General features: G+C 53.0%; 18 protein-coding genes. 16 read left to right on the forward strand and 2 right to left on the reverse strand.

Features of this window, described 5'->3' with window-relative positions:
• From ACKGJP_RS10645 to ACKGJP_RS10665, 5 genes are read left to right on the forward strand one after another with little or no spacing between them, the layout of a single operon-like run.
• Positions 1–912, forward strand: a complete 912-nt coding sequence (locus tag ACKGJP_RS10645; RefSeq protein ID WP_409345627.1) for a carbohydrate ABC transporter permease — start codon at positions 1–3, stop codon at positions 910–912.
• A gap of 22 nt (positions 913–934) precedes the next feature.
• Positions 935–3,061 carry a YIP1 family protein gene (locus ACKGJP_RS10650; RefSeq protein ID WP_409345628.1) on the forward strand — a complete coding sequence of 709 codons (2,127 nt, stop codon included), beginning with the start codon at positions 935–937 and terminating at the stop codon, positions 3,059–3,061.
• Complete coding sequence (locus ACKGJP_RS10655; RefSeq protein WP_409345629.1) at positions 3,058–5,370, forward strand: DUF5696 domain-containing protein; 2,313 nt, start codon at positions 3,058–3,060, stop codon at positions 5,368–5,370. Before ACKGJP_RS10650 ends, ACKGJP_RS10655 begins: the two co-directional genes overlap by 4 nt.
• 1 nt (position 5,371) lies before the next feature.
• A complete protein-coding gene (locus tag ACKGJP_RS10660) occupies positions 5,372–6,244 on the forward strand; it encodes a carbohydrate ABC transporter permease (protein WP_409345630.1) in 873 nt (290 codons plus the stop codon).
• A gap of 25 nt (positions 6,245–6,269) precedes the next feature.
• Positions 6,270–7,232: a carbohydrate ABC transporter permease gene (locus ACKGJP_RS10665; protein ID WP_409345631.1), complete on the forward strand. Its 963-nt coding sequence runs from the start codon at positions 6,270–6,272 to the stop codon at positions 7,230–7,232.
• Positions 7,233–8,147: 915 nt separating this feature from the next.
• Here ACKGJP_RS10665 and ACKGJP_RS10670 read toward each other — a convergent pair.
• The gene (locus ACKGJP_RS10670) at positions 8,148–8,978 is read right to left on the reverse strand and encodes a helix-turn-helix domain-containing protein (RefSeq protein ID WP_409345632.1); all 831 of its coding nucleotides are present in this window, start codon (positions 8,976–8,978) and stop codon (positions 8,148–8,150) included.
• 144 nt (positions 8,979–9,122) lie between these two features.
• On the opposite strand from ACKGJP_RS10670, the gene ACKGJP_RS10675 reads away from it, so the two are divergent.
• The 3 genes from ACKGJP_RS10675 to ACKGJP_RS10685 all read left to right on the forward strand — a co-directional run bounded on the left by ACKGJP_RS10675 (position 9,123) and on the right by ACKGJP_RS10685 (position 14,543).
• Positions 9,123–10,307, forward strand: coding sequence for a glycoside hydrolase family 88 protein (locus ACKGJP_RS10675; RefSeq protein WP_409345633.1), 1,185 nt, complete (start codon positions 9,123–9,125; stop codon positions 10,305–10,307).
• A gap of 34 nt (positions 10,308–10,341) precedes the next feature.
• On the forward strand, positions 10,342–12,051 hold the full coding sequence (locus ACKGJP_RS10680) for an alpha-L-fucosidase (RefSeq protein WP_409345634.1): 1,710 nt from the start codon (positions 10,342–10,344) through the stop codon (positions 12,049–12,051).
• An 89-nt stretch (positions 12,052–12,140) separates the two neighbouring features.
• Positions 12,141–14,543 (forward strand): M60 family metallopeptidase, encoded by a 2,403-nt coding sequence (locus tag ACKGJP_RS10685; RefSeq protein ID WP_409345635.1) that lies wholly within the window; start codon positions 12,141–12,143, stop codon positions 14,541–14,543.
• 67 nt (positions 14,544–14,610) lie between these two features.
• Here ACKGJP_RS10685 and ACKGJP_RS10690 read toward each other — a convergent pair whose 3' ends face one another.
• Positions 14,611–15,720 carry an AI-2E family transporter gene (locus ACKGJP_RS10690; RefSeq protein WP_409345636.1) on the reverse strand — a complete coding sequence of 370 codons (1,110 nt, stop codon included), beginning with the start codon at positions 15,718–15,720 and terminating at the stop codon, positions 14,611–14,613.
• Positions 15,721–15,983: 263 nt separating this feature from the next.
• Between ACKGJP_RS10690 and ACKGJP_RS10695 the strand changes: the two genes are divergently transcribed.
• The 8 genes from ACKGJP_RS10695 (at position 15,984) to ACKGJP_RS10730 (ending at position 24,593) form a co-directional block, all read left to right on the forward strand.
• The gene (locus tag ACKGJP_RS10695) at positions 15,984–16,286 is read left to right on the forward strand and encodes a HesB/IscA family protein (protein WP_409345637.1); all 303 of its coding nucleotides are present in this window, start codon (positions 15,984–15,986) and stop codon (positions 16,284–16,286) included.
• Between the two features lies 1 nt (position 16,287).
• The gene (locus ACKGJP_RS10700; protein ID WP_409345638.1) at positions 16,288–16,515 is read left to right on the forward strand and encodes a DUF1450 domain-containing protein; all 228 of its coding nucleotides are present in this window, start codon (positions 16,288–16,290) and stop codon (positions 16,513–16,515) included.
• Between the two features lie 357 nt (positions 16,516–16,872).
• Positions 16,873–18,264, forward strand: coding sequence for an ABC transporter substrate-binding protein (locus ACKGJP_RS10705; RefSeq protein WP_409345639.1), 1,392 nt, complete (start codon positions 16,873–16,875; stop codon positions 18,262–18,264).
• Positions 18,265–18,326: 62 nt separating this feature from the next.
• Positions 18,327–19,223, forward strand: a complete 897-nt coding sequence (locus ACKGJP_RS10710; RefSeq protein ID WP_409345640.1) for a carbohydrate ABC transporter permease — start codon at positions 18,327–18,329, stop codon at positions 19,221–19,223.
• A 13-nt stretch (positions 19,224–19,236) separates the two neighbouring features.
• Complete coding sequence (locus tag ACKGJP_RS10715) at positions 19,237–20,088, forward strand: carbohydrate ABC transporter permease (RefSeq protein WP_409345641.1); 852 nt, start codon at positions 19,237–19,239, stop codon at positions 20,086–20,088.
• A 20-nt stretch (positions 20,089–20,108) separates the two neighbouring features.
• The gene (locus tag ACKGJP_RS10720; protein WP_409345642.1) at positions 20,109–22,208 is read left to right on the forward strand and encodes a glycoside hydrolase family 30 beta sandwich domain-containing protein; all 2,100 of its coding nucleotides are present in this window, start codon (positions 20,109–20,111) and stop codon (positions 22,206–22,208) included.
• A gap of 179 nt (positions 22,209–22,387) precedes the next feature.
• On the forward strand, positions 22,388–23,923 hold the full coding sequence (locus ACKGJP_RS10725) for a sensor histidine kinase (protein ID WP_409345643.1): 1,536 nt from the start codon (positions 22,388–22,390) through the stop codon (positions 23,921–23,923).
• Positions 23,916–24,593: a response regulator gene (locus ACKGJP_RS10730; protein ID WP_409345644.1), complete on the forward strand. Its 678-nt coding sequence runs from the start codon at positions 23,916–23,918 to the stop codon at positions 24,591–24,593. The genes ACKGJP_RS10725 and ACKGJP_RS10730 overlap by 8 nt, the downstream gene beginning before the upstream one ends.
• The last annotated feature ends 200 nt before the right edge of the window (positions 24,594–24,793 follow it).

Here is a 24,793-nt window from a genome sequence, read left to right on the forward strand (position 1 = left end):
GTGGAAAACGTTTGGAAGCGAGCGAGAAGAAGCTTATCCGCCACATGGTCGGTCTACCGAAGCGATATCCGCAGCCTGGACGGCACGCAAAAATGGCTCATTTTGTTTCTGATTCTGCTGTCGGCGTTCATGCTGCTGCCGCTCGTTTATTTGTTCAACCATGCATTTAAGCCGCTCCACGAGCTGTTTCTGTTTCCGCCGACCTTTTTCGTCAACCAGCCGACGGGACAAAACTTCAAGGACTTGCTTAGCCTGACGCAAAATACGTTCCTGCCCGTGACCCGCTTCATTCTGAACAGCGTTATCGTGACGGTGCTCGCGACGGTCGGCATGGTCGTTCTCGGTTCGCTTTGCGCCTATCCGCTGTCGAAGCACCCGTTTCCGGGCCGCAGAACCGTCTTTGCCGCCATCCTGCTGTCCCTTATGATCGCAGTGGAAACGATGGGCATTCCCCGTTATGTGGTCGTGAAGGAGCTCGGCATCATGAACACGTACTGGGGTCATATTTTGCCCATACTTGCTTTGCCCGTCGGCGTTTTTTTGCTTAAGCAGTTCATGGACCAGGTACCCGACGAATTGATCGAAGCCGCCAAGCTGGACGGCGCCGGCGAGCTGGTCGTCTTCCGCAAAATCGTGCTGCCGATCGTGACGCCGGCAATGGCGACGATAACGATACTCGCCTTCCAGAACGCGTGGAGCAATGCGGAGACGTCGGCGCTGTTCATGCAGGACGATTCGATGAAGACACTGCCTTTCTATGTCGGCACCTTGACGTCGAATTTGGCCAACTCGGTCGCGAGACAAGGGGTTGCCGCCGCAGCTTCGCTCATCATGTTCATCCCGAACCTGCTCATCTTCATCATTTCTCAACGAAAAGTGATCGCGACCATGGCGCATTCGGGCATAAAGTAGGCGTGAAAACGGGGGAAGATTCATGAAATGGTCGAAACGCATTCGTCTGTCGACGGTTACCGGGCTTACGCTGCTGCTCTGCGCGCTCGCACCTGCCGCGGCCGTAGCGGAGCCGCCTTACGCAACCTTGAGCAAGGACGGCTTCGGACATACGATTCATACGCAAGCCGCTTATTATCCGACAACCGTCATCGCAAACGACATTTATATAACGAAGACGGATAAAGGGAAAGAAAGCCGCGACTATTCGCCGCTCAAAAACCCGCAGGACGTATTCGTGGACGGAAGCGACGACATCTATATCGCCGATACGGACAATAACCGGGTCGTTCACTTGGACGCGGACGGAGAGCTGCGCCGGATTATCGACGTGCCGGGCAGCAAATTGAACAAACCGCGCGGCGTATTCGTCGATGCCGACGGAACGGTGTACATCGCCGATACCGGGAATAAACGGATCGTGAAGCTGGCGAAGGACGGAAGCCTTCTGCGCGAATTCAAACGTCCGCAATCGGACTACATCAACGAGACGTTCGGGTACGAGCCGACGAATATGGTCGTCGACAGCCGCGGCTTTCTGTACGTCATCTCGAACGGCAGCTACCAAGGGGTGCTGCAGCTCGATCCGGAAGGGAATTATTACGGCTTCTACGGGACGAACAAAACGGACGTATCGATCATGGATGTTTTTCGCAGAACGTTCTATACGAAGGAGCAGCTGAGCAGACAAATCCGCACGCTGCCCTCAACGATTCGCAACATCCACCTCGACGGCGAAGGGTATATTTACACCGTTTCCGGCTCCGATTCGGAGCAGGTGAAGAAGCTGACGATCCGCGGCGAAAACCTGTGGAGGGACAAAAGCTTCGGCGGGCTGGGCAGCCGGTTTATGAGAAACCGGCCGGCGAACAGAGAGGAGAATAAAGGCCAACTGACGGACGTGACGGTCGACCGGAACGGGAAGCTGACGGTTATCGACAAGCAATCCAATACGGTTGCCCAGTACGGACAAAACGGCGAGCTGCTGTTTTTCTGGGGAGGGCCGGTAACGGTCGGCACGCCGCAGCTCGGCATCAGCCAAAGTCCGGTATCCGTAGCGTCGAATTCGCGCAACGAGCTGCTCATCCTTGACGACTCGCAAGGGCTTATTCACGTGCTGAAGCCGACGGAGTTCGGTATCGCCCTGCAGAAGGCTGCCGAGTTGTCGCAGGAAGGAAAGTATCAAGAAAGCGAGGAGCACTGGAAGGAAGTGCTGCGTCTCAACGCGTTTTACTCGCCCGCCTACCTTGGACTCGCGCAGGCGGCTTTCTACCGCGAGGATTATGCGCAGGCTCGCCAGTACTATAAGCTGGCGGGGGATGGCGGCGGCTATTCCGAAGCGTTCTGGCAAATACGTTTGGAATGGTTTCAGCACAACTTTACGCTCCTTGCCAATCTGTTTATCGCGGTTTGCCTTATCGGCTTTGCGGTCGGCAAATGGCGAAAGAAACTGCCGTTCCTTTCCCGCAAGAAGCGGGCGGACGGTTGGAGCCGCTTCTCGCTGGTGCGGCAGCTCAAGCATGCGTTAACGATATTGAAGCATCCGCTGGACGGCTTCAGCGATTTGCGCTACTCCGGCAAAGGCAGTTACCTGAGCGCCTTCATCCTGCTTGCGGCGGTCGCCGGCGTCATGCTGGTTAAAGAATACTTGACGAGCTTTACGTTCATGCCCGTCATGAACGACGAAAGAAGCAATTCGTTTCTGTATACGGCGGGACTGCTCTGGCTGACTTGGGTCGTGTGCAATTATTTGATCGGCTCCATCTACCACGGCGAAGCTCGGTTTAAAGACGTATTCGTCGGCGGCGCCTATGCGCTGTTCCCGTTCGTGCTGCTGGGGCTCCCGCTCGCGCTGCTGTCCAACATCATGACCCTTAGCGAATCCTCCATCTATCATTTTATGGAAGCGTTCATTCTGATTTGGAGCGGACTGTTGTTTTTCTGGAAAATCCAATCGCTGCAAAATTACGGCGTCGGCGAAACGGTGCTGAACATGTCGCTTACCGCCGTGGCGATGGCGATTTTATGGGTGCTGCTCATGATTATTTTCGGCTTGTCCACGGAGCTGCAGGACTTCGTTTATACGGTCTACCAGGAGGTGTCGATGTGAAGCGGTTCATCACTGTCAAAACGATACTGGCACTAGCCGCTTTATGCGCGATAGGCCTGTATGCGATCGTAAAGCTGAACGGAGCCGCCGTTACGCCTGCCGGGGGGAATACGGCGCATGCGGCGCCGGCAGCCGCTCCCGTTAACGGAACGCCCGCCAAAGCGAGCTTTCCGAAAGAGAGCGATTTTACGCTTGCCGCCGAGAACGCGAATTTGCGGCTCAAGGCAGACCGCGGCACCGGACATTTTATCGTCGAAGATAAGCGGAGCGGGACGGTTTGGCGTTCGTATCCGGACCAGGAGGGCTGGAAGGACGCGGAAAATACGGAAGCCTGGAAAAAACATATGCAGTCCCCGGTTTTTATTAAATATGTCGAGTTCAATGTCCGCAAGGATCAGGTCAAGGAGACGAATCTGATCGAGCAGAAAGGCAATATCGCCGGCTTTCAATTGACGGATGCCGGGTTCAAGCTGACGTTCTCGATGCCGGAAATCGGGTTCGTCATTCCGGTCGAGGTTCGTCTGAAGGACGATTATGTGGAAACCGTTTTGCCGGAAGAAGGGCTGAGGGACGGCAAGTCGCAGGAGGAAATGAAGCAGTTCGAAGCCAAAAACAAGAAAAAAGACAATAACGCACGCATCACCTCCATCCGGCTCTATTCGTTCTTGGGAGCGGAAGCATCCGATGAAGAGAACGGCTATCTGCTCATTCCGGACGGTCCGGGCACGTTGATCCGCTTCAAGAAAGACCGCCCTGCCAACAACAATTTTTATGCCGAGCGCGTGTTCGGGGAAGATTTCGCTTACAGCAACAACATCCATACGTCGATAAGAAAGCCTGTGCGGATGCCGGTCTACGGCATTAAGTCGGGCGATAGCGCGCTTATGGCGGTTATAAGGGACGGGGCGGAGTACGCGAGCGTCATTGCGGCGCCGTCCAAGTCGCTCAACCAGTATAACTGGGCGACCGCGGAGCACGGACTCCGCTACAAATATTTTCAGCCGACCGACAAGCGGAAATTGAACGGCTTTCTTACTTACGGCAAAGACGCTGCAGCATCCGACCGTTCCGTTCGCTATTATTTCCTGAATAAAGGAGAGGCCGACTATGTCGGAATGGCGGCAAAGTACCGCAGCTATCTCATGCAGGAGACAGGCATAAAGACGCTTGCTGCGGCCAAGACGGACATCAGCCTGCCGCTGAACCTTTTCGGTGCCGACGTGGTGAAAGGATTTTGGCGGGATTCTTACCTGCCGCTGACGACGACGGCCCAAGCGAAAACGATCGTAAGCGAGCTTTCCGGCAAAGGGGTCAAAGCGATGTCCATCTCGTACACCGGCTGGCAAAAGGGCGGATACAGCGAATTTGGCGGCGCTTTTCCGGTCGATCACGGTATTGGAGGCAGCGAGGGCATGCGCGACTTCGCTTCGTTCGCAAGATCGCAAGGACATTCCGTCGTTCTTGACGCGTCCTCGTACGGCTTGAACAATACCGGCCGCGACGGCTTCCGCAGCAGCAGAGACGGTCTGCAGGACCTCGGACGCTCCATCATGAAGTTTACCGGACAGAAGCAGCAGGTGACCTTCGTCAGTCCCCGCTTCCTGGAGAACGTGCTGATCGGGGATTTGACCAAGGCCAAGGAGCTTGGCGTCGACGGCTTGCTTTTTACAGGTGCGGTCGGTTCGTACTTGAACAGCGATTACAACAAGAGGTACCTCGCCACGCGCAACGAATCTCTGGGCATTCAGAAAAATATTTTGCAAAAAGCGTCCGAAGCTTTTGACCGGGTTGTCGCGGATGAGCCCAATGCGTACGCGCTCCAATATGCGAAGCACGTATACGGGCTCGACAACGAATACTCCTTCGATCTGTTCGTCGACGAGGCGGTCCCGTTTGCTCAAATCGCGCTGCACGGCTTGGTGACGTACTCTTCGGGATACGCCAACATGACGGATAATTATGAGACGTACCTGCTTAAAAATATCGAATACGGGGCGCTCCCGGCGTTTACGGTGACCTACGCGGAATCGCAGGATTTGCTGCGAACGTACTCGCTGGACAACTTTTACAGCACGAATTACAAAGATTGGGCAGGCGAAATCGTCAAGCAATACGAGAGGTTCAACCGCGCGCTGGGCGACGTCCAAAGCCGGTTTATCGTCGGCCACCGTTCGCTTGATAAAGGCGTTTACGAGACCGCGTACTCGAACGGCAAGCGAATCGTCGTGAACTACAACGACCGTCCGTACCAGAACGGCGGAACCGTCGTCGCGGCCAAAGATTTCACCGTCATTCCGGGAGGGTCGTAACATGCGCCATTCTAGAAAGTTACCGGCTTTCTTCCGCAAGTTCGAAGGATATTTGTTCGTCGGGCCGTGGCTAACGGGCTTTCTTCTGTTCATGGCTTTTCCGCTGGGGTTTTCGCTGTTCATGAGCTTTCATAAGGTAACCCGGCTGCCGTCGCGCTTCAAGTATGAGTTCCAAGGATTGAAAAATTACAACGAAATTTTGTTCGGCAGCTCCGCGCTGCACGACAAACTGATTCCGTTCTTTCAGGAAATTATCATCATGATTCCGGTCATTCTGGTGTTCTCGCTGTTTATCGCGATCATGCTGAATCAGGATTTTCCCGGCAGAATGCTATTCCGCGTCGTCTATTTCGTTCCGGTTATTTTTACGTCGGGCTACATCATGATGGAATTCGTGAATCAGGGCGAAGGAACGCTCGGACTGCTCGAAAGGTTTTCGGTGGGCGACTATTTGTACCAGATACTGGGCGACAGCTCGTGGTCGAAGCCGATCATGAATGTGCTGAACCGTTTCGTGCTGGTGCTGTGGTATTCCGGCGTGCAGATTATGATATTCCTCGCAGGCAGGCAAACGATCTCGAAGTCGGCGTACGAATCGGCGAGAATCGACGGGGCGACGCCTTGGGAAGTGTTCTGGAAAATAACGCTGCCGGCGATGTCGCCGTTCATCCTGCTGAATCTGATCTATACGGTGGTCGACATGTTCACCTATCCGTACAACCCGGTCAACGAACTGATCACGGCCGGCAACTACGGCTACAACAGCGCGATGGCGTGGATCTATTTCCTGATCATCGTCATTTTCCTAGGACTCGTGCTGCTGCTTTACCACCGGATTCAAAAACAGACGGCCGGATTGGGCAAAACGCTATAAGCCGGCGAGGAAGGAGGATACCCTTATGATCGGCAAACTGACTACCGTCAAAATGAAGACGCTCGTAAAGCGAAGCGGGCTGCAAAAGGTCCTGTACTATGTGCTCGGCCGCGAAATCAACAAAGGGCTGCTGTTCAAGCTGGCACTGATGTGGATTTTGCTGGTGACGTCCTATATTTACTTGAATCCGATTATGAAAATGCTCGTCAAAATGGTCATGAACGAAGACGATCTGCTCGATCCGACCGTGACATGGATGCCGTCCGAGCTGTATTGGGGGCATCTGGAGCGGGCGGTGCAGGTGCTCAACTACTTCAAATCGATGACGATCAGCATCACGATTTCAAGCTTAAGCGCCATTTTTCACTGCTTGACGTGCGGATTGATGGGCTATGCGCTCGCGCGGATGAAGTTTCCGTTCAAGAAGCTGATGGTGTTCTTCCTGGTGCTCACGTTCATTATGCCGCCGCAGGTGACCGTGCTGCCGATGATCATGATGTATACGAAGCTGGGCTTCCAAAATCAGCTCGTTTCGCTCGTCGTTCCCGCGATATTCGGCTTCGGGATCAAGGGCGCTCTGTTCGTCATCATTTTCCGGCAATTTTTCATGACCCAGCCCAAGGAGCTTGAGGAAGCGGCCAAAATCGACGGGGCGAGCACGTTCAAGTTTTATTGGAGGGTGATGTTCCCGCTTTCGAAGCCGGCGATTCTCGTCGTGTCGCTGTTCTCGTTCGTATGGACGTGGAACGATACGTATTTGCCTAAAATGTTCATGAACGGGGCGACGAATGTGCCGCTTGCCTTGCAAATGTCGCGCCTCGATGCGAGCATCAAAAACTTGCTGGCCAGCGACGACGGGTCGCTACTGCTGCTGGAGGCGATCAAAATGTCGGCGAGCTTCCTGGCGCTGCTGCCGCCGCTGCTTATTTTTATGTTTGCGCAGAGGTACTTTGTGGAGAGTGTGGAGCGGACGGGATTGGTGGAGTAAGAGGAGTAGATGCAGCTGGTTCGATGAGGGGAAAATGAGCAATAAATGCGAGATGGGTGCGAGTTGAATAAGGATGAATGAGGGATAAATACGGGATGAGTACGAGATGAATTAGGGTTGAATGTATGCGAGAAAAAAGATCGGAATGAAAAGCTTACGAGATGGGGGTATCTCCCTACGGCCACTCTTGTGTTCAGGAAATTTGGATTTATAGCCGCCCTACCGCGGACATTTCCCGAACACAAAGGCGGACGCTTTCGCTCCTCCACGAGACACCCCCATCCCTCCAGCATTCATTCTCATTCACAAACTCAAAACCGACGCGAGATAACCCATGCATCATCGCCGCCAGGAAGAGGAAAAAAAGGAGCAGCTGCCGTCTATTCTTCACGGCAGCCGCTGCCCAATTGTATGCTGCGACTTTGCTGAATATCGCTTATTTTCACCTCGCCAGATTCGCCATACATCCAGTATCGCAACATAATAAGAACGATCGATCAACAATACCGAAGCCGGGAACGCCCCCGCCGATTGTTGCGAGCGCAATCTTAGAGGTTAGCGGATTCTAAGGGCGTTATTCCGAGCCAATATCCGTTTTTTGAGCGTTAGCGGATTTTGAGGGCGCTATTTTATTATAAACGTTCAATATGGTCCCTTTCGAACGGATGCCGGCGATTATAAGACCTTGTAAATCCGCTATTTATGTAAACAGGCCCATTTCAACCCCAATAGCGCCGTCAGAATCCGTTAAGTCGGATTTTTGGACTTTCGGTGTCTTGGGGGTTTTTAGAACTCGGGTTTTTCACCGCTCTTTTTGAAGCTGACAACCCCCGTGGAATCGGATTAATGACCGATCGGCCTTATAACGGTTGCCTTCTCATTCGCATGAACATCGTCCGGTAACCGTTTGCAAAGCTACGAAGGGCGGAGCCGGTTGCGAAATTCGCCGGGCGAGTAATTGGTGTATTGCTTGTAAACGCGGGATAAATAATGGACCTCCATGCCGACCTGCTCGCCGATTTCGGAGAGGGTCAGATCGGTCGTCGTCAGGAGCGTTTTCGCCTTTTCGATGCGTACTTTGTTCAAGTATTGCACCGGGGTCATATTCATTTTGGATTTGAAGAAACGGGTAAAGTAGTTGGTATTATAGTGGACCAGCTTGGCGAGCTGCTCGACGGATATCGGGCGATCGAGATGCTCCTCGATATATTTGAATATCGTGTTGAGCTTCTGGGCCGACGGCGACATCGAGAGCGAGATCTGATCCTCGGGAATGATGGAGAAAAAATAGCGCAATAGCTCGTACAACGCCGTTTTGCGCCGCAAAGGGGACGTCAGATCGCGGCTGGCGTACGAGGCGATAAGCTCCTGGAACAAACGCTCCAAATAGGGCTCGTCAGGAACGCGAACGATGTAAGGAAGCTCGATCAATTGGAAGAGTTGAATCGTTTCAACTAAGGCCGTAAAATGACACCAGTATTTTCGGTACGAATTTTCGTTGATGACCGAAATCGAGTGGACGGCGCCGGCAGGCATGAGCACAAGCTCCCCGGACTGCGGGTAATATTCGCGGTTGTTGATTTTGATCCAGCCTTCGCCTTCGCGGATGAAATAAAGCCTGTTATACTCGGGCTTCATATCGTAAAAACGCCATTGCTGGCTCACCTTATCCATTTGCGCGATCAACAGCTTCATGGCGGTGTTGCCAAAATAGTTTTGGATCAGCTTCTTTTTCGCGGTATCCATGTTCATCCATCCCGTCCCATCTATATTTAGTCAGATTTGGATATACTTGAGTGCCTTTTATGTATTTCTATTATAGGCGATAGCCCCTAAGATGTGAATGGGAGATGTGAAGTTATTTATCATAGGGATAAAGGAGGAGAGAAAGTGCGCGTAAACGATGAAGGAATCCGAAACCGGTCCAAGATAGCGGAACCTCCGGTGTGGACGGCAGCGGATTGCGAGAAAGCGATCCGGTACGTTCTGTCGCAAATCGACCGCAATCTGGAGACGTTCGAAACGGCGTTTCCCGCGCCGGCAAGCACAAGGAACGTATATAAAGCGATCGGCAACACGGAGTGGACGTCGTCGTTCTGGACAGGGATGCTTTGGCTCGCGTACGAGGCAACGGGGGACGAGAAGTATCGCCGGACGGCCGAGGTGCAGTTGGAGAGCTATGCGAAACGAGCCAAGGAAAGGATCGGCACGGAAACGCATGATCTAGGCTTTCTTTATACGTTATCCTGCGTTGCCGCTTATAAGCTGACGGGGAACATGGAGGCGAAGGCGGTCGCTTTGCAGGCGGCCGATCTGCTGATCGAGCGTTATTACGACAAGGCGGGCATCATCCAGGCTTGGGGGAATTTGAGCAATCCGAGTCAACGCGGACGAATGATCGTCGATTGCTGCATGAATTTGCCGCTGCTGTACTGGGCGACGCAAATGACGGGCAGCCCGGCTTATCATCGTATCGCCGACAGTCATGTCAGGCAATCGGAGCGCTACTTGATTCGCGAGGACGCATCGACCTACCATACGTTCTACATGGATGTGGAATCCGGACTGCCGAAATTCGGCAAAACGCAGCAAGGCTACTCGGACGATTCCTGCTGGTCGCGCGGCCAATCGTGGGCCATGTACGGCCTGCCGCTAAGCTATCGGTACACGGGGAACGCGGAACTGCTGGATTCGGCGCAGAAGGTGACGAATTATTTTCTGAACCGGCTTCCGGACGACTACGTATGTTACTGGGATCTGGTGTTTACCGAAGGAAACGAGGAAAGGGACAGCTCGGCTGCAGCCATCGCGGCATGCGCCTTGCTGGAGCTTGCCGGTCATTTGCCGCTTACGAACGGGAATAAACGGCTATACGAAAATGCGGCGCTGCACATTTTGCAATCGCTATCGAGCAGCTATACGACGAGAAGCGTCCCGGAATCGAACGGAATCCTGCTCCACGGCGTCTATGGCAAACCGCTGAACCACGGCGTGGACGAATGCTGCATATGGGGCGACTATTATTATTTCGAGGCGCTGGTCAGGGTAATGAAGGACTGGAAGCCGTACTGGTAACGACATGCGGGATGTGACGGGAGGGAACGGCACCATGGAAAGCGGAGATTTCGACACGCGATTGTCGTGGTTTAAAGAAGCGAAGTTCGGGATGTTTATTCACTGGGGGCTGTATGCGGCGCTCGGAAGCGGCGAATGGGTCATGTACGGCCGCAAAATACCCGTCAAGGAATACGAATCGATAGCGGAGACGTTCAATCCGGATCGTTTTGATGCGGAAGCATGGGTCGGACTCGCTAAGCGGGCCGGGATGAAATATATCGTGATCACCGCCAAACACCATGACGGCTTTGCCATGTACGGATCGGAAACGAGCGGCTACAATATTGCGGATATGACGCCGTTTAAACGGGATCCGATGAAGGAGCTGGCGGAGGAATGCCAAAAGCAGGGCTTGAAGCTTTGCTTCTATTATTCGCATGTCATCGACTGGCACCACCCGCACGCGATCCACGATACGTATAACAACACATGGGATTACGAGCTGGAGGAGAAGGCGTTCTATAAGTATTGGAACCGGCATGCCAAGCCGCAAATTACCGAGCTGCTTACCCAATATGGTCCGATAGGCCTGCTGTGGTTCGACACGGCGGGAGGGTTGTCCAAGAAAGACAGCCAAGGACTCGCATCGCTCGTTCGCAGCCTGCAGCCGGACTGCCTGATCAACAGCAGGATCAGCCATTGGCCGAATATGGGGGATTACAGCTCCAAGGGCGATAATGAAATTCCGATGTACGGCGAGGATACCGGCTTATGGGAAACGCCGATGACGCTTAATGATTCGTGGGGCTTCAGCTCGAGAGATCAGGTATGGAAAAAGCCGCAAGCGTTGATCAGGAAATTGATCGACATCGCAAGCAAAGGCGGCAATCTGCTGCTGAACGTCGGTCCGACCCCGGAAGGAGTCATCCCGGAGCAGTCGGTGCGAAGTCTGCTGGATGTCGGCGAATGGATGGAACGTTATGGCGAAGCCGTCTACGGGACTTCGGCGAGTCCTTTCCCTTATGAATTCGAATGGGGAGCCGTTACCGTCAAGCCCGGCTACATCTATTTATTCATCGATAACGAAAGCTGGCGGAAGCAAGAGCTCGACTTATACGGGATTCGCAGTAAAGTAATGAGCGTCTCCAGGCTGGGCGATCCCGAGGGGCGGCAGCTTGATTTTGGGCAGTCGTCCTTGAGAGACGGCGAACTGCACAAGCTTTCGATAAGTCTGCCGCATCAGGACTCCAACGAACCCGTTACGGTACTTGCCGTAAGAATATTCGGTCAAGCCGATATCGACGACCGGCTGCTGCAGCTGCCCTCGGGTTCCCTGAAGCTGGATATGCCGAATGCCCGGGTCGACGCCTCTGGTAACGGACACGATCCTAAACCGAGAAACCGGGCGACATGGCAGTTCGAAATCGTGCATCCGGGGACGTTTGAACTTACGCTGATTTGCTTCAAACGGAACGGCGCGAATTGGGTGCAGACGTTTCGAGACGGGGTCGAGGTTGCTTTTGCGGAGGAAAGGGTCGGCTGCATGCCGCAGGAGGACATCGTCGTCACAAACTCCAAAACGTGCCAGCATCCTTATCAAGAGATTCATGCGAGGCTAGGACAAATCACCGTGGAATCGCCGGGAACTTACACCTTATCGCTGCTCTCGGATCTGATCGTACGCAAAACGGGCTTTACGGAAATTTGGCAGGCTGCGCCTGTCCGCTTGCGTTCGGTGCAGCTGAAGCCGTTGAAACCGTAACATTGCTGCCCAAAGCGGACGGGTGACGGCTGCGTACAACTCGATATTTCAATGCTTTAAATCGTAAAAGTAAAAGGAGGAGATGAGAAATGGAACGCAATCCGGCTTATCGGGCTATGCAAACGTACGACGAAGCCGCCGCGGAAACGTATTCGCCGATCCTGACCTCATTGGACGAGCTTCGCCGCGATTTTGCCATTTGGTACCAGGAGCTCGCTTCGATCCCCGTCTTCTCGGCCAGCAGCGGCGTGTGTGCGATCGGCGATCGGGCGTTTCCGGTTACCGTGCCCGAAGCGGTGCCGACCATTGCGGCTTCCCGTTATGGCAAAGGGCGCGTTGCCGCAGCCGGAAGCGAGCACTATTTTCGGCTGGACGGCGCCTATGCGGACGGCAGAAGCACATTGTCGCGCAATATATTGGTTTGGCTAACGGATAGGGAAGGTCAGGGGGAGGGCACTTCCAACAACCGGTACGAGGCTGCTCTTCAAGGAGAGGCTTCTCCCATCAAGCTCGTCACTACTTCGTCCTCATTCGCGGTCGATTCGGCGCTGCCCATCGAGCTTGTGAAGCTCGGCAGCTGGACGGAGACGGAGCTGAGCCCTGACGTTTTTCATGCGGCGTATGTAGATGCATCCATGCGCGAAACGGATATAGGGCCGCTGCTGCACTATGTCGAAGCGGGCGGAAGCATCATAGTCGCGCTGAACGCAAGCGGTCTGGAATCGATTACCCGCGACACGCCTCTCGCCGAACGGCTGCGGATCGGCAACTATAGAGGGGCGCGACTCGCCAGCGATTTTGCGCTGCAGAGGCTGCTTAACCGGATGGGCTTGACTCTTCTGAAAAAGACGGTATCCCCGCATATTGCGGAGCCGAACGTACTGACCTGCGACAAGGCGAACGATCATCATTTTGTGCGAATGCTTGAGCAGGGAAAAGCGGTGGAGGACGGGACGCTTGCCGTAGCCGGCTTGCAAATCGGATTGCCCGGCGCCGATGCCGCCAAAAAAAAGCAACTGCTGGCGGAGCTTCTTGCCTGCACGCTGGAGACGCTTTCCCCGGAAGCAGCTCTGTACGTCAGGATAACCCGCGAATCGGAGCAGGCGGGGCGCGTTTCCTTCCCTGTATTCCATAATCAACACCCGTACCGGAATGCGCTGCTGCATTTCCAATTCAGCCGGTTTACGCTTAAGCCGGATAACGGGATATCTCCTTATGCGGACTCGTTTCCGGGGGCGGTCGATGCGGCTGCAATCAGGCTGAACGGCGTGCCGGTCGAAATCGATTTCGATTTTCCCGATCTAAAATATACGCAGATGCTGCCTCCCAAAAACTGGATCAGCACAGGCCTCTACGCGCCGCCCGGCGGGGAAGTGACGGTGGAGGTGCCGGAAGGAACGGAGCATGTGACGGTTCAGATCGGCTGCCACGACGATGACCTGAGAAGGCTCGGCGAATGGAAGCGCGTGCCGCTTGTCGTCCACCATGCAAAGCTTGCGCCAGGCACGAATCATATTTCCAGCCCGTACGGAGGGCTCGTTTACTTGATTCCGATGAACCGGAAGCCGGGCGCGAAGGCTGTCGTTACGATATCGGGAGCCGTACAAGCGCCTTATTATGTGAGGGGACGAACGTCAGGCGAGCAATGGAAAACGATGCGAGATGCGGCTGTGCTGGCGCCATTTGCCGAGCTGCAGGGGGAGCGGGTCATTTTGACGGTGCCTTCGGCTTATGTTCGGCCGCTTGCCGATCCGGAAGCATTGCTGCAGGCATGGGACGAAATCGCGGAATGCTATGACGAGTTGATCGGACTTGCCCCGGACAAGGCTATGCCGCATAAAGCCCACGGCTTGCCGTACCGTTTCGTCGCGGACATCCAAATTAGCGGAGGCTATATGCACGCGGGCTATCCGATCATGCTGCCGCTATCGAAGGCCGGCGAGCTGCTCGATATCGATTACATCCGTCATCGCGCATGGGGGTTCTGGCACGAGCTCGGCCATGAGTTTCAGCAGCGTCCTTGGACGTGGGGCTCGGTCGGCGAGGTAACGGTCAACATCCTGTCGCTTTACGTGCAAGAACGGTTCGGGAACGTGTCCAATCTGCTTACTAAAGATAGCGACGGCATGGATGTGTACGATAAAGCGTTGGCGTATTTGGACGATATGGATCCCGAGAAGCATTTTAACCAAACCGATTACTTCATTAAGCTTGTCATGTTCAAGCAGCTTCAGCTGGCATTCGGCTGGGGGTTCTATACCAAGCTGTATGAAGCGTACCGCGAAACGCCGTATGAGCGGCTTCCGTTCGCGGAGCAGCAGAAGATCGACACGTTCGCCGAGACGGCCTCCCGAATCGCCGGAGTGAATTTACTCGCGTTCTTCGATAAATGGAAGCTGAGCCTTTCGGATGAAGCGCGGCACAGGATCGAAGGCATGCATGTTGCGAAACAAGCAGCGGACGTCTGGAAGCTGCGGGAACCGAGCTTATAAATGGAAAACGCCCCCGAAACCAAGCGGTTTCCGGAGGCGTTTTTCTGTAAGTCTTTTCGCTCAACTGCTAGTTCTTCGATTCGCCTTGATAGGGATTGTCGTAATCCTCGGGCAGCCGGATCCATTTCTTCAGATAGCCTTGCTCATGCAGAGCCTTCAACAAAATGATCAGGATCGGCGATAAAATCAAGCCCGATATACCGAAAATCGAGAGCGAGATGATCATGAACGACAGCATCGTGAACGCGGAAACGCCGAGCGAATCGCCGGTGATTTTCGGTTCGAGTATTTGCCTTGCCAGAATGACGACCCCAAGCAATACGGTCAGCCAGATCGCCAGCGTCGTCTCGCCTACGACGAACAAGTAGATGATCCACGGAATGAATACGGTGGATACGCCGAGCAGCGGCAGCACGTCGAACACGGCGGACAGCAGGGAGATCGAGAAGGCGCTTTTCACCCCCAGCAGCAGCAGCGCCAGGAAGATGATGACGAACGTTACCGATACGAGCTTCAGCTGAGATTTCAAGTAGCTGACGATTCCGATCAGGACGTTTTCCTTCAAAAAGTAGAAAGCGGTTTTGAACGTGCTCGGCGTCTTATCTTTGGCCATTTTTTTCCACAAATCGATTTCGATGCTGAGGAAGTATGCCAAAATGATGGCGACGGCGAAGTTGATAATAAAGGACGTGAAGGAGCTGAGTCCGCCGACGACGGTTTTCAGGAAGCTTGTCGCTACGCCAGCCCCCCAGCCGGTAATCGCACCGATGTATTCTTTGGCTTTGTCGGAAATATCGGGCGGAAGCGCCTCCCATTTGGATCGGAGGTAGTCGGCATTCTGGACGATCTGCTCTTGAAGAAGCTGCTGGTATTTCGGGATTTTGTCGACCAGGTTGATCACCTGCGAGGTGAAGATGACGCTGGCTCCGATCAATATGCCGAGGATGACAAGCATAAAGATGAGCATGGAGATCGCGGTCGCGATCGATTTCTTGACGCCCCGCCGGTTCAGCCGCTTCGCCAGAGGCTCGACCATCGCGAAGATGAGCAGCGCCAGGAAGATCGGCGTCGCGATTTTGTACAAGTAGCTGAAGAGCAGCATGAACAGGTAAATCGTCAGACCGATCAGGGCGATATCAAAGACGGTTTTGTAATACTTTTTGTAGAAGGAAAGCATGAATACGAATCACCTCGGCAATTAGCGTCATAATGATCCATTGTATCATAAATGCTCGTTTCCTACCTAAATCCTCCCATGCATGTTCAAGCAAGCTATGCAGGCTCCGGATACGGCTGTCCGCGGCGTATTGCATTCGGAACGTGCATTTAATACAATAATACAAAGTAATCTTGTCCGCTGCCGGTTGCAGCAGACGGGCTACGACCGTTTCAGCACAGATACCAGTCGACGTAAGCTCGAACATACAAGGAGATGTCACGATGAACTGCAAAATTACACGCAATGCCGCAAAAGTCATTTTGCGCGAAATGGAGCAAGAGGAGAACAAAGAATTGAAGCTGCGCGTTTTCGTAACGCATAAGCATGGCGATCATGCGCACTACGGGCTCGATCTTAGCGAACAGCAGGAGCATGATGCGGTCGTAACGACCGACAAAGGCTTCGACGTGCTGCTCGATTCGCGGGAGCCGCTGCTTGACGGAATCTGGGTTGATTACTTGTACACGCCGGAAGAAGGCTTCGTCATTACGAACCCGAGCAAAGGAAATCACGGGGATCACTAAGATGGCCAAAAACGATATTCGCGTCTGCGACAAGTGCAGGCACATGAAATTGAAAACCATGCTGCCGAAGCTGGAGAAGCTGGCGCCCGACGCCGAGATCAAGGTCGCATGCAAGTCTTATTGCGGGCCTTGCTCGCGTTTTGCATTCATTTATATTAATGGCCGGTACGTAACCGGCGCCACCGAGGACGATGCGTTTGAAAAGGCGAGCAAATATGTGAAGAAATAGGATAAAGAAAAGGACGGCTCCTTCGGGTGCGCGTCCTTTTTTTTGCGTTTGGAGCGATCCCCGCATGCCGTTCAAATGATGTTCCTCCGTTCTGCAATCTTCCGGGCAGTATTCTGCAAGTTCCCGGATTTATTCCCTTGCGGCTAATCTTAGCAGTGGATGAAACGGGTATCATGCGGAGCATAGCGCCGCAAACTGCGTATATGGCGGAAGTCAATCATTCGAGCAGAAAACATCAACATTTTCGGCAGAAGCGGACGTAGAGGGCCCGATTTGTTGATGTTTTTTCGTACTTATTAGAAGGCGGGTGTTATTCTATAATGACTATGAAATCGCTAAACAACAGGGGGTCAAGCAATGAATAGAAGAAAAGGAACGGGGCTGCTGGTCTCGGCCGCGCTTGCCATGACAGCGCTTACCGGATGCGGAGACGGCGGCGCCGTAAAGGAAACGGCTGCGGAAGGTAAAGCGTCCGTCAAAATGGAAACGATCAAGGTATGGACGAACAGCGGTCACTCGAAAGAGCTGGTAACGCAAATGGTAGACCAGTTTAACAATACGACGGGGAAAGAAAAAGGCATTCACATCGAATATACGGTTCATGGAGGCGACTACGCGAAAATGCTGGAGGTGGCCATCACCTCCGGCCAGGCCCCCGATTTATTCAAAGCTACGGGCGTATTGGGAGACAACGTGAAGAAGGACGCGCTGCTCGCGATCGAAGATATGCCGGGCGGCACACAATTTCTGAAACAGTATGAAGGGCTGCTAAACAACCCCAGCTTTACTTACAACGGCAAAACGTATTTGGTGCCATCTTACGTAAATACGATCAAGCTGCTGTACAACAAAGAGATGTTCAAGAAAGCGGGGATCGTCGATGCGAACGGAGAGGCAAAACCTCCGGTGACTTGGTCCGAGCTGGCGGAATACGCGAAGAAGCTGACGAATCCGGCGGAAAAGACGTACGGCATCGCCCTTCCGATGAAATGGTCCGGCTACTTCGATTCGGAGGTGCTTCAGCCTTTCGTTTCCTCGGTCGGACACGAAATTTTCGATTATAAGTCGGGTACGTTCCAATTCGGCGCGTTTAAGCCGGCGGTCGATTGGCTGCTGCAAATCAAAGAGGACAAGAGCTTCTTCCCGGGCGCGGAAGGACTGGACAACGATCCGGCGAGGGCGCAATTCGCGGAAGGCAGAATCGGCATGAAGCTCGGCGCTTCGTGGGATGTAGGCGTGCTGAACGATCAGTTCCCGGCGAAGATGGATTGGGGAGTCGCTCCTATTCCCGTTATCGATCCGAACAGCAAATACAAAGAGTTTACGCAGCCTTCGGGCTGGACGCATATTTCCAAAACGGCAAGCAAGAACAACCTGGATAAAGTGATGGAAGTGTTTAAATGGTTCAATTCCGACGAAGTGCTCGTGAAGCTTTACGAAGAGTCGAAGTTTATTCCTTATAAAGAAAGCATCGTCAAAATGGCGAAAAAACAGCCGGAGAAAAAGGGCTGGAAGGAATTTGCGAATATTTCGAATTCCTATCAGACGCTGACGACGCCTTCCGTCAAAATCGAGGGCGAGGACTATAAGCAGGTACTGATGAAAATTTGGGCGGGCGCAACGACTGTAGAGAAAGGGCTTAACGATCTTAACGCCCGGTACAACGCTTCGCTCGAGAAGGCCGTGAAGGACGGTTCTCTCGATCTTAAGCCGTTCAAAGACGAAAGCTTCTCGATCAAGGTCAAGTAACTCGACGGGGGCCGGTCCGGGAAGGCCGGTCCCCCGTTGCATCACGGAAGAAGGTGCCGCAATTGTTTTTTCGCAAAGAAGCGTTTCAATCGTATTTGATGCTTTCTCCTCAGCTCATCGGCTTTTTCATTTTCGCGATCTATCCGATCGTCTGGGTTTTTCGCTGGGCATGGTTCGACTATGACGGAATCGAGGCGACATACGTCGGCTTCGAAAATTTCGTCAGACTGTTTACGAGAGATCCGAACTATTGGGACAGCCTTCTGAACACGTTCATTTTGTCGTTCGGCAAGCTTATTGTAGAAATTCCGCTAGCCCTTTTCCTTGCGGTGATGCTGCACGGAAAAATACGGGGACGCCATTTTTTCCGCACGATGTTTTTTATGCCGAATATCGTCAGCGTGGCGATCATCGGTTTGCTTTTCTACTTTATGTTCGCGACCTTTGAAGGGGTTGTCAACAATATGCTTTTCGACTGGAAGCTGATTGACGAGCATGTCAACTGGTTCGGCAACAAGTGGACCGCCATGCTGGTCATCGCCCTCGCCTCGGTTTGGCAAAATTTCGGCATTAACCTGCTGTTCTTCTTATCCGGCTTGCTGAACATCCCGTCGGACTTGTACGAGTCCGCTCAAATCGACGGGGCCAACAAGCGGCAGCAGTTTATGCAAATCACGCTTCCGATGCTGGCTCCTGTCATGCAGGTCGTCTGGATGCTTGCGATTATCGGCAGCCTGAAAATGACCGATCTGGTGCTTGTCCTGACGAACGGGCAGCCTGCCGGACAAACGGAAGTCGTCATGACGTATATTTTCAAATATTTTTTCCGGTACGGCGAAGGCTCTTCGGTTGCACAAATCGGTTATGCTTCGAGCCTCGGGCTCGTTACGGCCGTCATCATCGGCATCATTACCATCATTTATTTGGTCTTGACCAGACGAATGAGCAAAGTTTATTGAAGGCGGGATCGCTTTGGACAGAGGATGGACGAAGGCTGCGAACAAGGCGCTCGCATACGGCTTTTTGCTCGCGGTATTGATTTTTACGGTGTTTCCGTTGCTGTACGTTTTACTGGCGTCGTTCAAATCGAATCAGGAATTATTGGCTTCCGGTTCGACGCTGCTGCCCAAGTCATTCACGCTGGACAACTTTAAGCAGGCTTGGGAATTGGCCGATTTCAAGCGCTATACGTGGAATAGCATATACTTTACCTTTTTCATCGTCGTCGGCGTGCTGTTCAACTCGACCATGGCGGGATACGTATTTGCCCGCGGCAGATTTGCCGGGAAGAAGCTGTTTTTCGGTCTCTTCACGAGTACGATGTTCCTTTCCTTGGGAAGCATCACGCTGTACCCTCAGATGGAGATAGCGAAGCTGCTGCATATCCATACGTCGCTCTGGGGCGTGATTATCATTCAAATTTTCGGTCTGCATATCGCCAATGTATTTCTCGTTCGGAGCTTCGTCAATTCGATTCCGCATGAAATCGATGAGGCGGCGAAAATCGACGGCTGCAGCTTCTTCCGGACGTTCTGGAACGTCATTTTGCCTTTGCTCAAGCCCATTATCGCGACGATCGGACTCATTACGTTCAGGCAAGCGTGGAACGAATATTTGATGCCCATGATATTCACGATATCGAATCCGAAGCAAAGCACGCTGACTGTAGGCGTCGTCGCGTTGAAAAGTACGGGGGAAGCAGCGAGTTCCTGGAATCTGATGCTGGCGGGTACGATGATTTCCATTATCCCCATGCTGGCGGTGTACTTGTTTCTCAACCGGTATTTCATAGCGGGGATGACGAGCGGAGCCATTAAAGGCTGACATTCAAGGAGGGACTTGAAATGGGTAAACGGATTATCGTAGTCATCAGCATGTTCGCGTTGATCTTTGGCTGCTTGTTCCCGTCCGTACTGCCGGGGAAACGGACCTACGCTAACGGAATCAATATCGCTCCTCAAGCGACGGCGACGGCCAGCTCGGTATCCTTGCTCGGAGCCTTCGCTCCAGAGAAAGCGATTGACGGCATCCGCAATCAGAACGACAGCAGGTGGGTTTCGGCAAGCGGAGGGCCTCACTGGTACGAGCTGGAATGGCCGAGCGCCGTAACAATCGGAAACGTCAAGGTGTGGAGCGGAAACATGAACGCGCCAGGATGGCATATATCCGCTTACGATGTTCAAATCTGGGACGGCGGCGCTTGGAAAACGGTCGGTTCGGTAAGCGGAAACAGGCAGGACGGCTATGCGGGGAAATACAACGATATCGTATTTTCGCCTGTTGTCACGACCAAGCTGAGAATGCTGATCAACGGCCCGTCCGCCTATCCGATCGCCACGGATGCAAGATTGCTGGAGCTCGAGGTTTATAGCGAGGAAGGAAGCATTTCCGTTAATAAGTCTGTTTATGGACAGACCATCGAGGGCTGGGGCGGTAATTTATATACGCTGTGGATGCGCGGGTTTGCCGCAGCGGATGCCCACTACTACGATAAGATGTTTACGGAATTGAATACGACTCATGTCAGAGTCCGCAACTATTGGTATTTGCTCGAACGGTCGAATGACGACAACGATCCCGCCACATTCGATTGGAGCGACTTTGCGGCGGGCGATCAGGGCGATATGCATGAGGAGTTTCTCGCTCTGCAGGAACTTGCGAACCGCAGCATCAAGCTCTCCTTCAGTCCGTGGAGATTTCCGAGCTGGATGGCGGGCAAGCCGTTCGATTACGACTGGAGCAATGAGGTAATGGAGCTGCCGGCCGGCATGGACGACGAGTATGTGGAAAGCCTGGCCGCTTACTTCCTTTATGCAAGAGACCAATACGGCGTAACCTTCGATTACATATCGGTTGCGAACGAGCCGAATTACAAATATTTGACGAACGGCGTCTTTTCGGGCACGTATATTTACGGCATGTCGCCGGCCCGTTACTCGAGCATTACGGCCAAGCTGAAGCAGAAGCTGGAGGCGAACGGCTATATCGCCGAATATATCGCAGCGGAAACGAGCCCAGGCAACTATACTTCCGTCAAGTATGCCAAAGAGACGCTGGAATCGGCGGCTCCCGGCGTATACGACATATTGGCTTATCATGCCTATGACAGGACGGTCAAAGGACTGAGCGCCTTTACGGATCTTGCGGATAAGCATAACGTCCGGATTCACGTAGGTGAACAGGAGAACGAATCGCATATCAATCTGCAGGGTAAAGAGACCTGGCATCACGCGATTCAGAACGCCGTAGCTTTGCACGATACGCTCACATACGGCCGCGCGAATTTGACGCTCTATTTTTCGTATTCCGCATCTCCCGGAGGCATTCTCGTTCTTTATGATGAAGTGAATAAAGTGTGGTATCCGACTTACGATATGCTCAAGCATTTTTATAACGGCGTTCCGCAAAACTCGGTGATGCTGGAAAGCCTTCCGTCCAGCTCCTACGGAGGAGACATATACACGCTGGCTTTCCTGAAGCCGGACGGCAAATTGGAAATCATACTGATCAACCGTTCCGAGACGGATAGCCACACGATCACCATAAAGGCCGGCGAACGGGATTTCTCGGTCATCAAGAGCGATGCGGCGGTCAAGTACGCAGCGGATGGGGCTCTTTCCAGCACCGAAGCGGGCGGCATGTCGATCACATTGTCTCCGCAAAGCATTTACTCTTTATCCGAGGCGGATGAAGCAACCTTGGAGGGATTGGTAAGTTTTACCATTCAGTTTGTCGAAGGCCCCGGCTCCCACGGGGTAGCGGCATCGCTGCTGAAGAAGCTGGAGCACACCCGCAAGAAGCGCGATGAAGGGGACGAGGCCGGAGCGGTTAAACAACTCGACGCGTACATCAATGAAGTGTCGGCACTGCAAGGCAAGAAGATCACAGACGAGCGAGTCCGCATTTTGGTGGGCATGGCGGAATCGCTTAAAAACGTCATATAAAATGGAGCGGGCCGCGATGACAAGCGGCTCCGTTTGCTTTTGCGCGAACGTGACGGACGGCGCCTGTCCTTAAATAGTTTCGGGGGGCTTTATCGCAATCATGCCGTAATACCGGATGACAGCCGGCCTTTTTCTTGCTAGAGTGAGTCTGATAGGCAGTTTGTTCAAGGAGAATCGCCGTGATTTATACCATTTTGCTGTTAACGCTGTTCTCGGTGTTTTTGATCGTGCGCAGCTACAAAAACCGCTATGCCTGGCTGCTCGTCATGATGGTCGTCGGATTGAACCTGACCTTCCTCGGCATGATTTTGAACGTGGTGAAAGCGGGTACCTACAAATATCCCGAGAACGCCCTCTTTTTTCTGGATTATAAAATGTATTTGTATTTAAGCTCCCTCAAAATCAACTATTACGATACGTACCGGCTGCAAAACTGGGGGACGGCCATTTACTTGTTCAGCATTCCGCAGTTCGTTTTGACGTTTATCGTCAGCTCCTACCGCTCCTCAGGAAGGCTTGGCAAATGGCTTCGCTACGGGGCTTTTGCGCTTCCTCCGCTGTTTTACATATGGTGCTACGATCCGGATACGAGATTTTTGGCATATATTTGGATGAACGACCCCTTTTACGGGAATCGCGACTTGTCCGCGGCTCTGTACGGGATGGACGCATTGAACTTGATCTGGATGGCGCTGTATTTGTTTTATCCGATTTATTTGCTGTGCAGGCATATGGCAAGGACGACCATTACTTTAAAAAAGAAGCAGGTCGTTTCGCTCGCTGCGAACCTGGGGCTGTTGAACGTCTTGTTCGTATCGGTATTCGCGGTAGGGCCCTTCAAGCAATTTTATTTGGCAGCGGGCGGCTCGAACATGCTGTTTTTTCCGGCGCAGCTTGCGATACCGGCTTTTTATTTTCAAGTGATGCCTGCGGTGATGCTGCTCGCCGTGCAAGGCATGATCGTGATCTTGATCAAGTTCAAGGGGATCGATGCGACCAGCTTTTTTATGAAACGCCAAATCAACCGCAACGTAAGCTCTCTGAACGCGAATTTGAAGGGCGTTTTCCATTCGTTCAAGAACACGATGTTTACCGTGAAAATATTGGCGGAGCAGGCCGAACATCAATTCGGCACCGAGGACGGTCTGAAGGCCGTCAGGCGGCTTCAGCAAATCAGCTTGACCTCGCTCAATCATACGGCGAAGGTTCTCGATTCGTTGAAGGAAATCAAAGTGAAGCCGGCCAAAGTCAATGTGTCGGCATGCGCGGATGCAGCCTTGGAAAAGTCGGGGATCGGCGACGAGGTCGAGATCCGCAGAAAGTATCGCGCCCGCGACGCGTGCGCTTATGCCGATCCGTACCATTTGACGGAGGCGCTGATCAATTTGCTGGTCAATGCCGCCGAAGCCATTAGAACGGCCAAACGGGAAAAAGGCTTTATTTCCATCGAGATCGCTGCCGAGCAGGAATGGGTGCTGATCAGGATTACCGATAACGGTACGGGCATCGACAAGAAAGAGCAGAAAAAAATATTTAACCCGCTTTATTCCACGAAATCCAAGCACGAAAACTGGGGAGTCGGGCTTTCCTACGTATTCCGGGTCATCGAGGCGCATTTGGGCTTTATTGCGGTCGAAAGCGGAAAGGGGCAGTATACGGCTTTCGACGTTATTTTGCCGATCGCAGGCGCAGGAAGGGGGATGGGGAATGGATAAAATAAGCATCGTGGTGACGGACGATATCGAAGATATCCGCGACTATTTCAAGATGATACTCGACAGGGAGGCCGACATCGAGGTGATCGGCATGGCCTCCAGCGGCGAGGAATCCGTCCGCATCGTATCCGCATGCAGTCCGGATATCGTGCTGATGGATATCGAGATGGAATCCGAAATGGCCGGCATCGAAGCGATCACCCGCATCAAGGCGGAGAAGCCGCATGTCAAAATCATCGTGCTCACCATTCACGAGGAGGACGAAGTGCTCTTTAAAGCTTATGGGGCGGGAGCGGTCGATTACATCGTGAAAACGAGCTCAATCGCCGACATTTTGAATTCAATCCGCAGCGCCCATCAAAACCGGCTTTATATGAGACCTGAAATTGCCGGCAAAATATTGGGGGAATTCACCAAGCTCCAGAACGAAAAAAACAGCTTGATCTATACGCTGAATATCGTTTCCAAACTGACCGACACCGAATTCGGCATCCTCACGGCTGTCTACAAAGGGTTCAGCTACAAGGAAATCGCCAAAGAGAGGCATGTCGAAGAAGTGACGATTCGCACGCAGGTGAACAAAATTTTAAAGAAGTTCGAGAAGAGCAGCATGAAAGAAGTGCTAGCCATACTGCGCGAGCTGAAAATACTCGATATTTATTCGCGATGAGGGGCGTGCGTCACACCATGCTGTCAGGTTAGCTACTTCCCCCATCGCAGCATGAACTCGAGCTGATCGTGTAGGCACCAACTGTTGTTCACACACCATATCGAGCTGCTGCGAAGCGAAAAAAAACATCGCCATTTTGGCGGTCTTCTCACACGTTCCCGGCAGGAACATACGATTTAGAAGGCTTTTGGCTTCGTTTA

Source organism: Paenibacillus litoralis, from assembly GCF_046244365.1.
Classification (GTDB): domain Bacteria; phylum Bacillota; class Bacilli; order Paenibacillales; family NBRC-103111; genus Paenibacillus_V.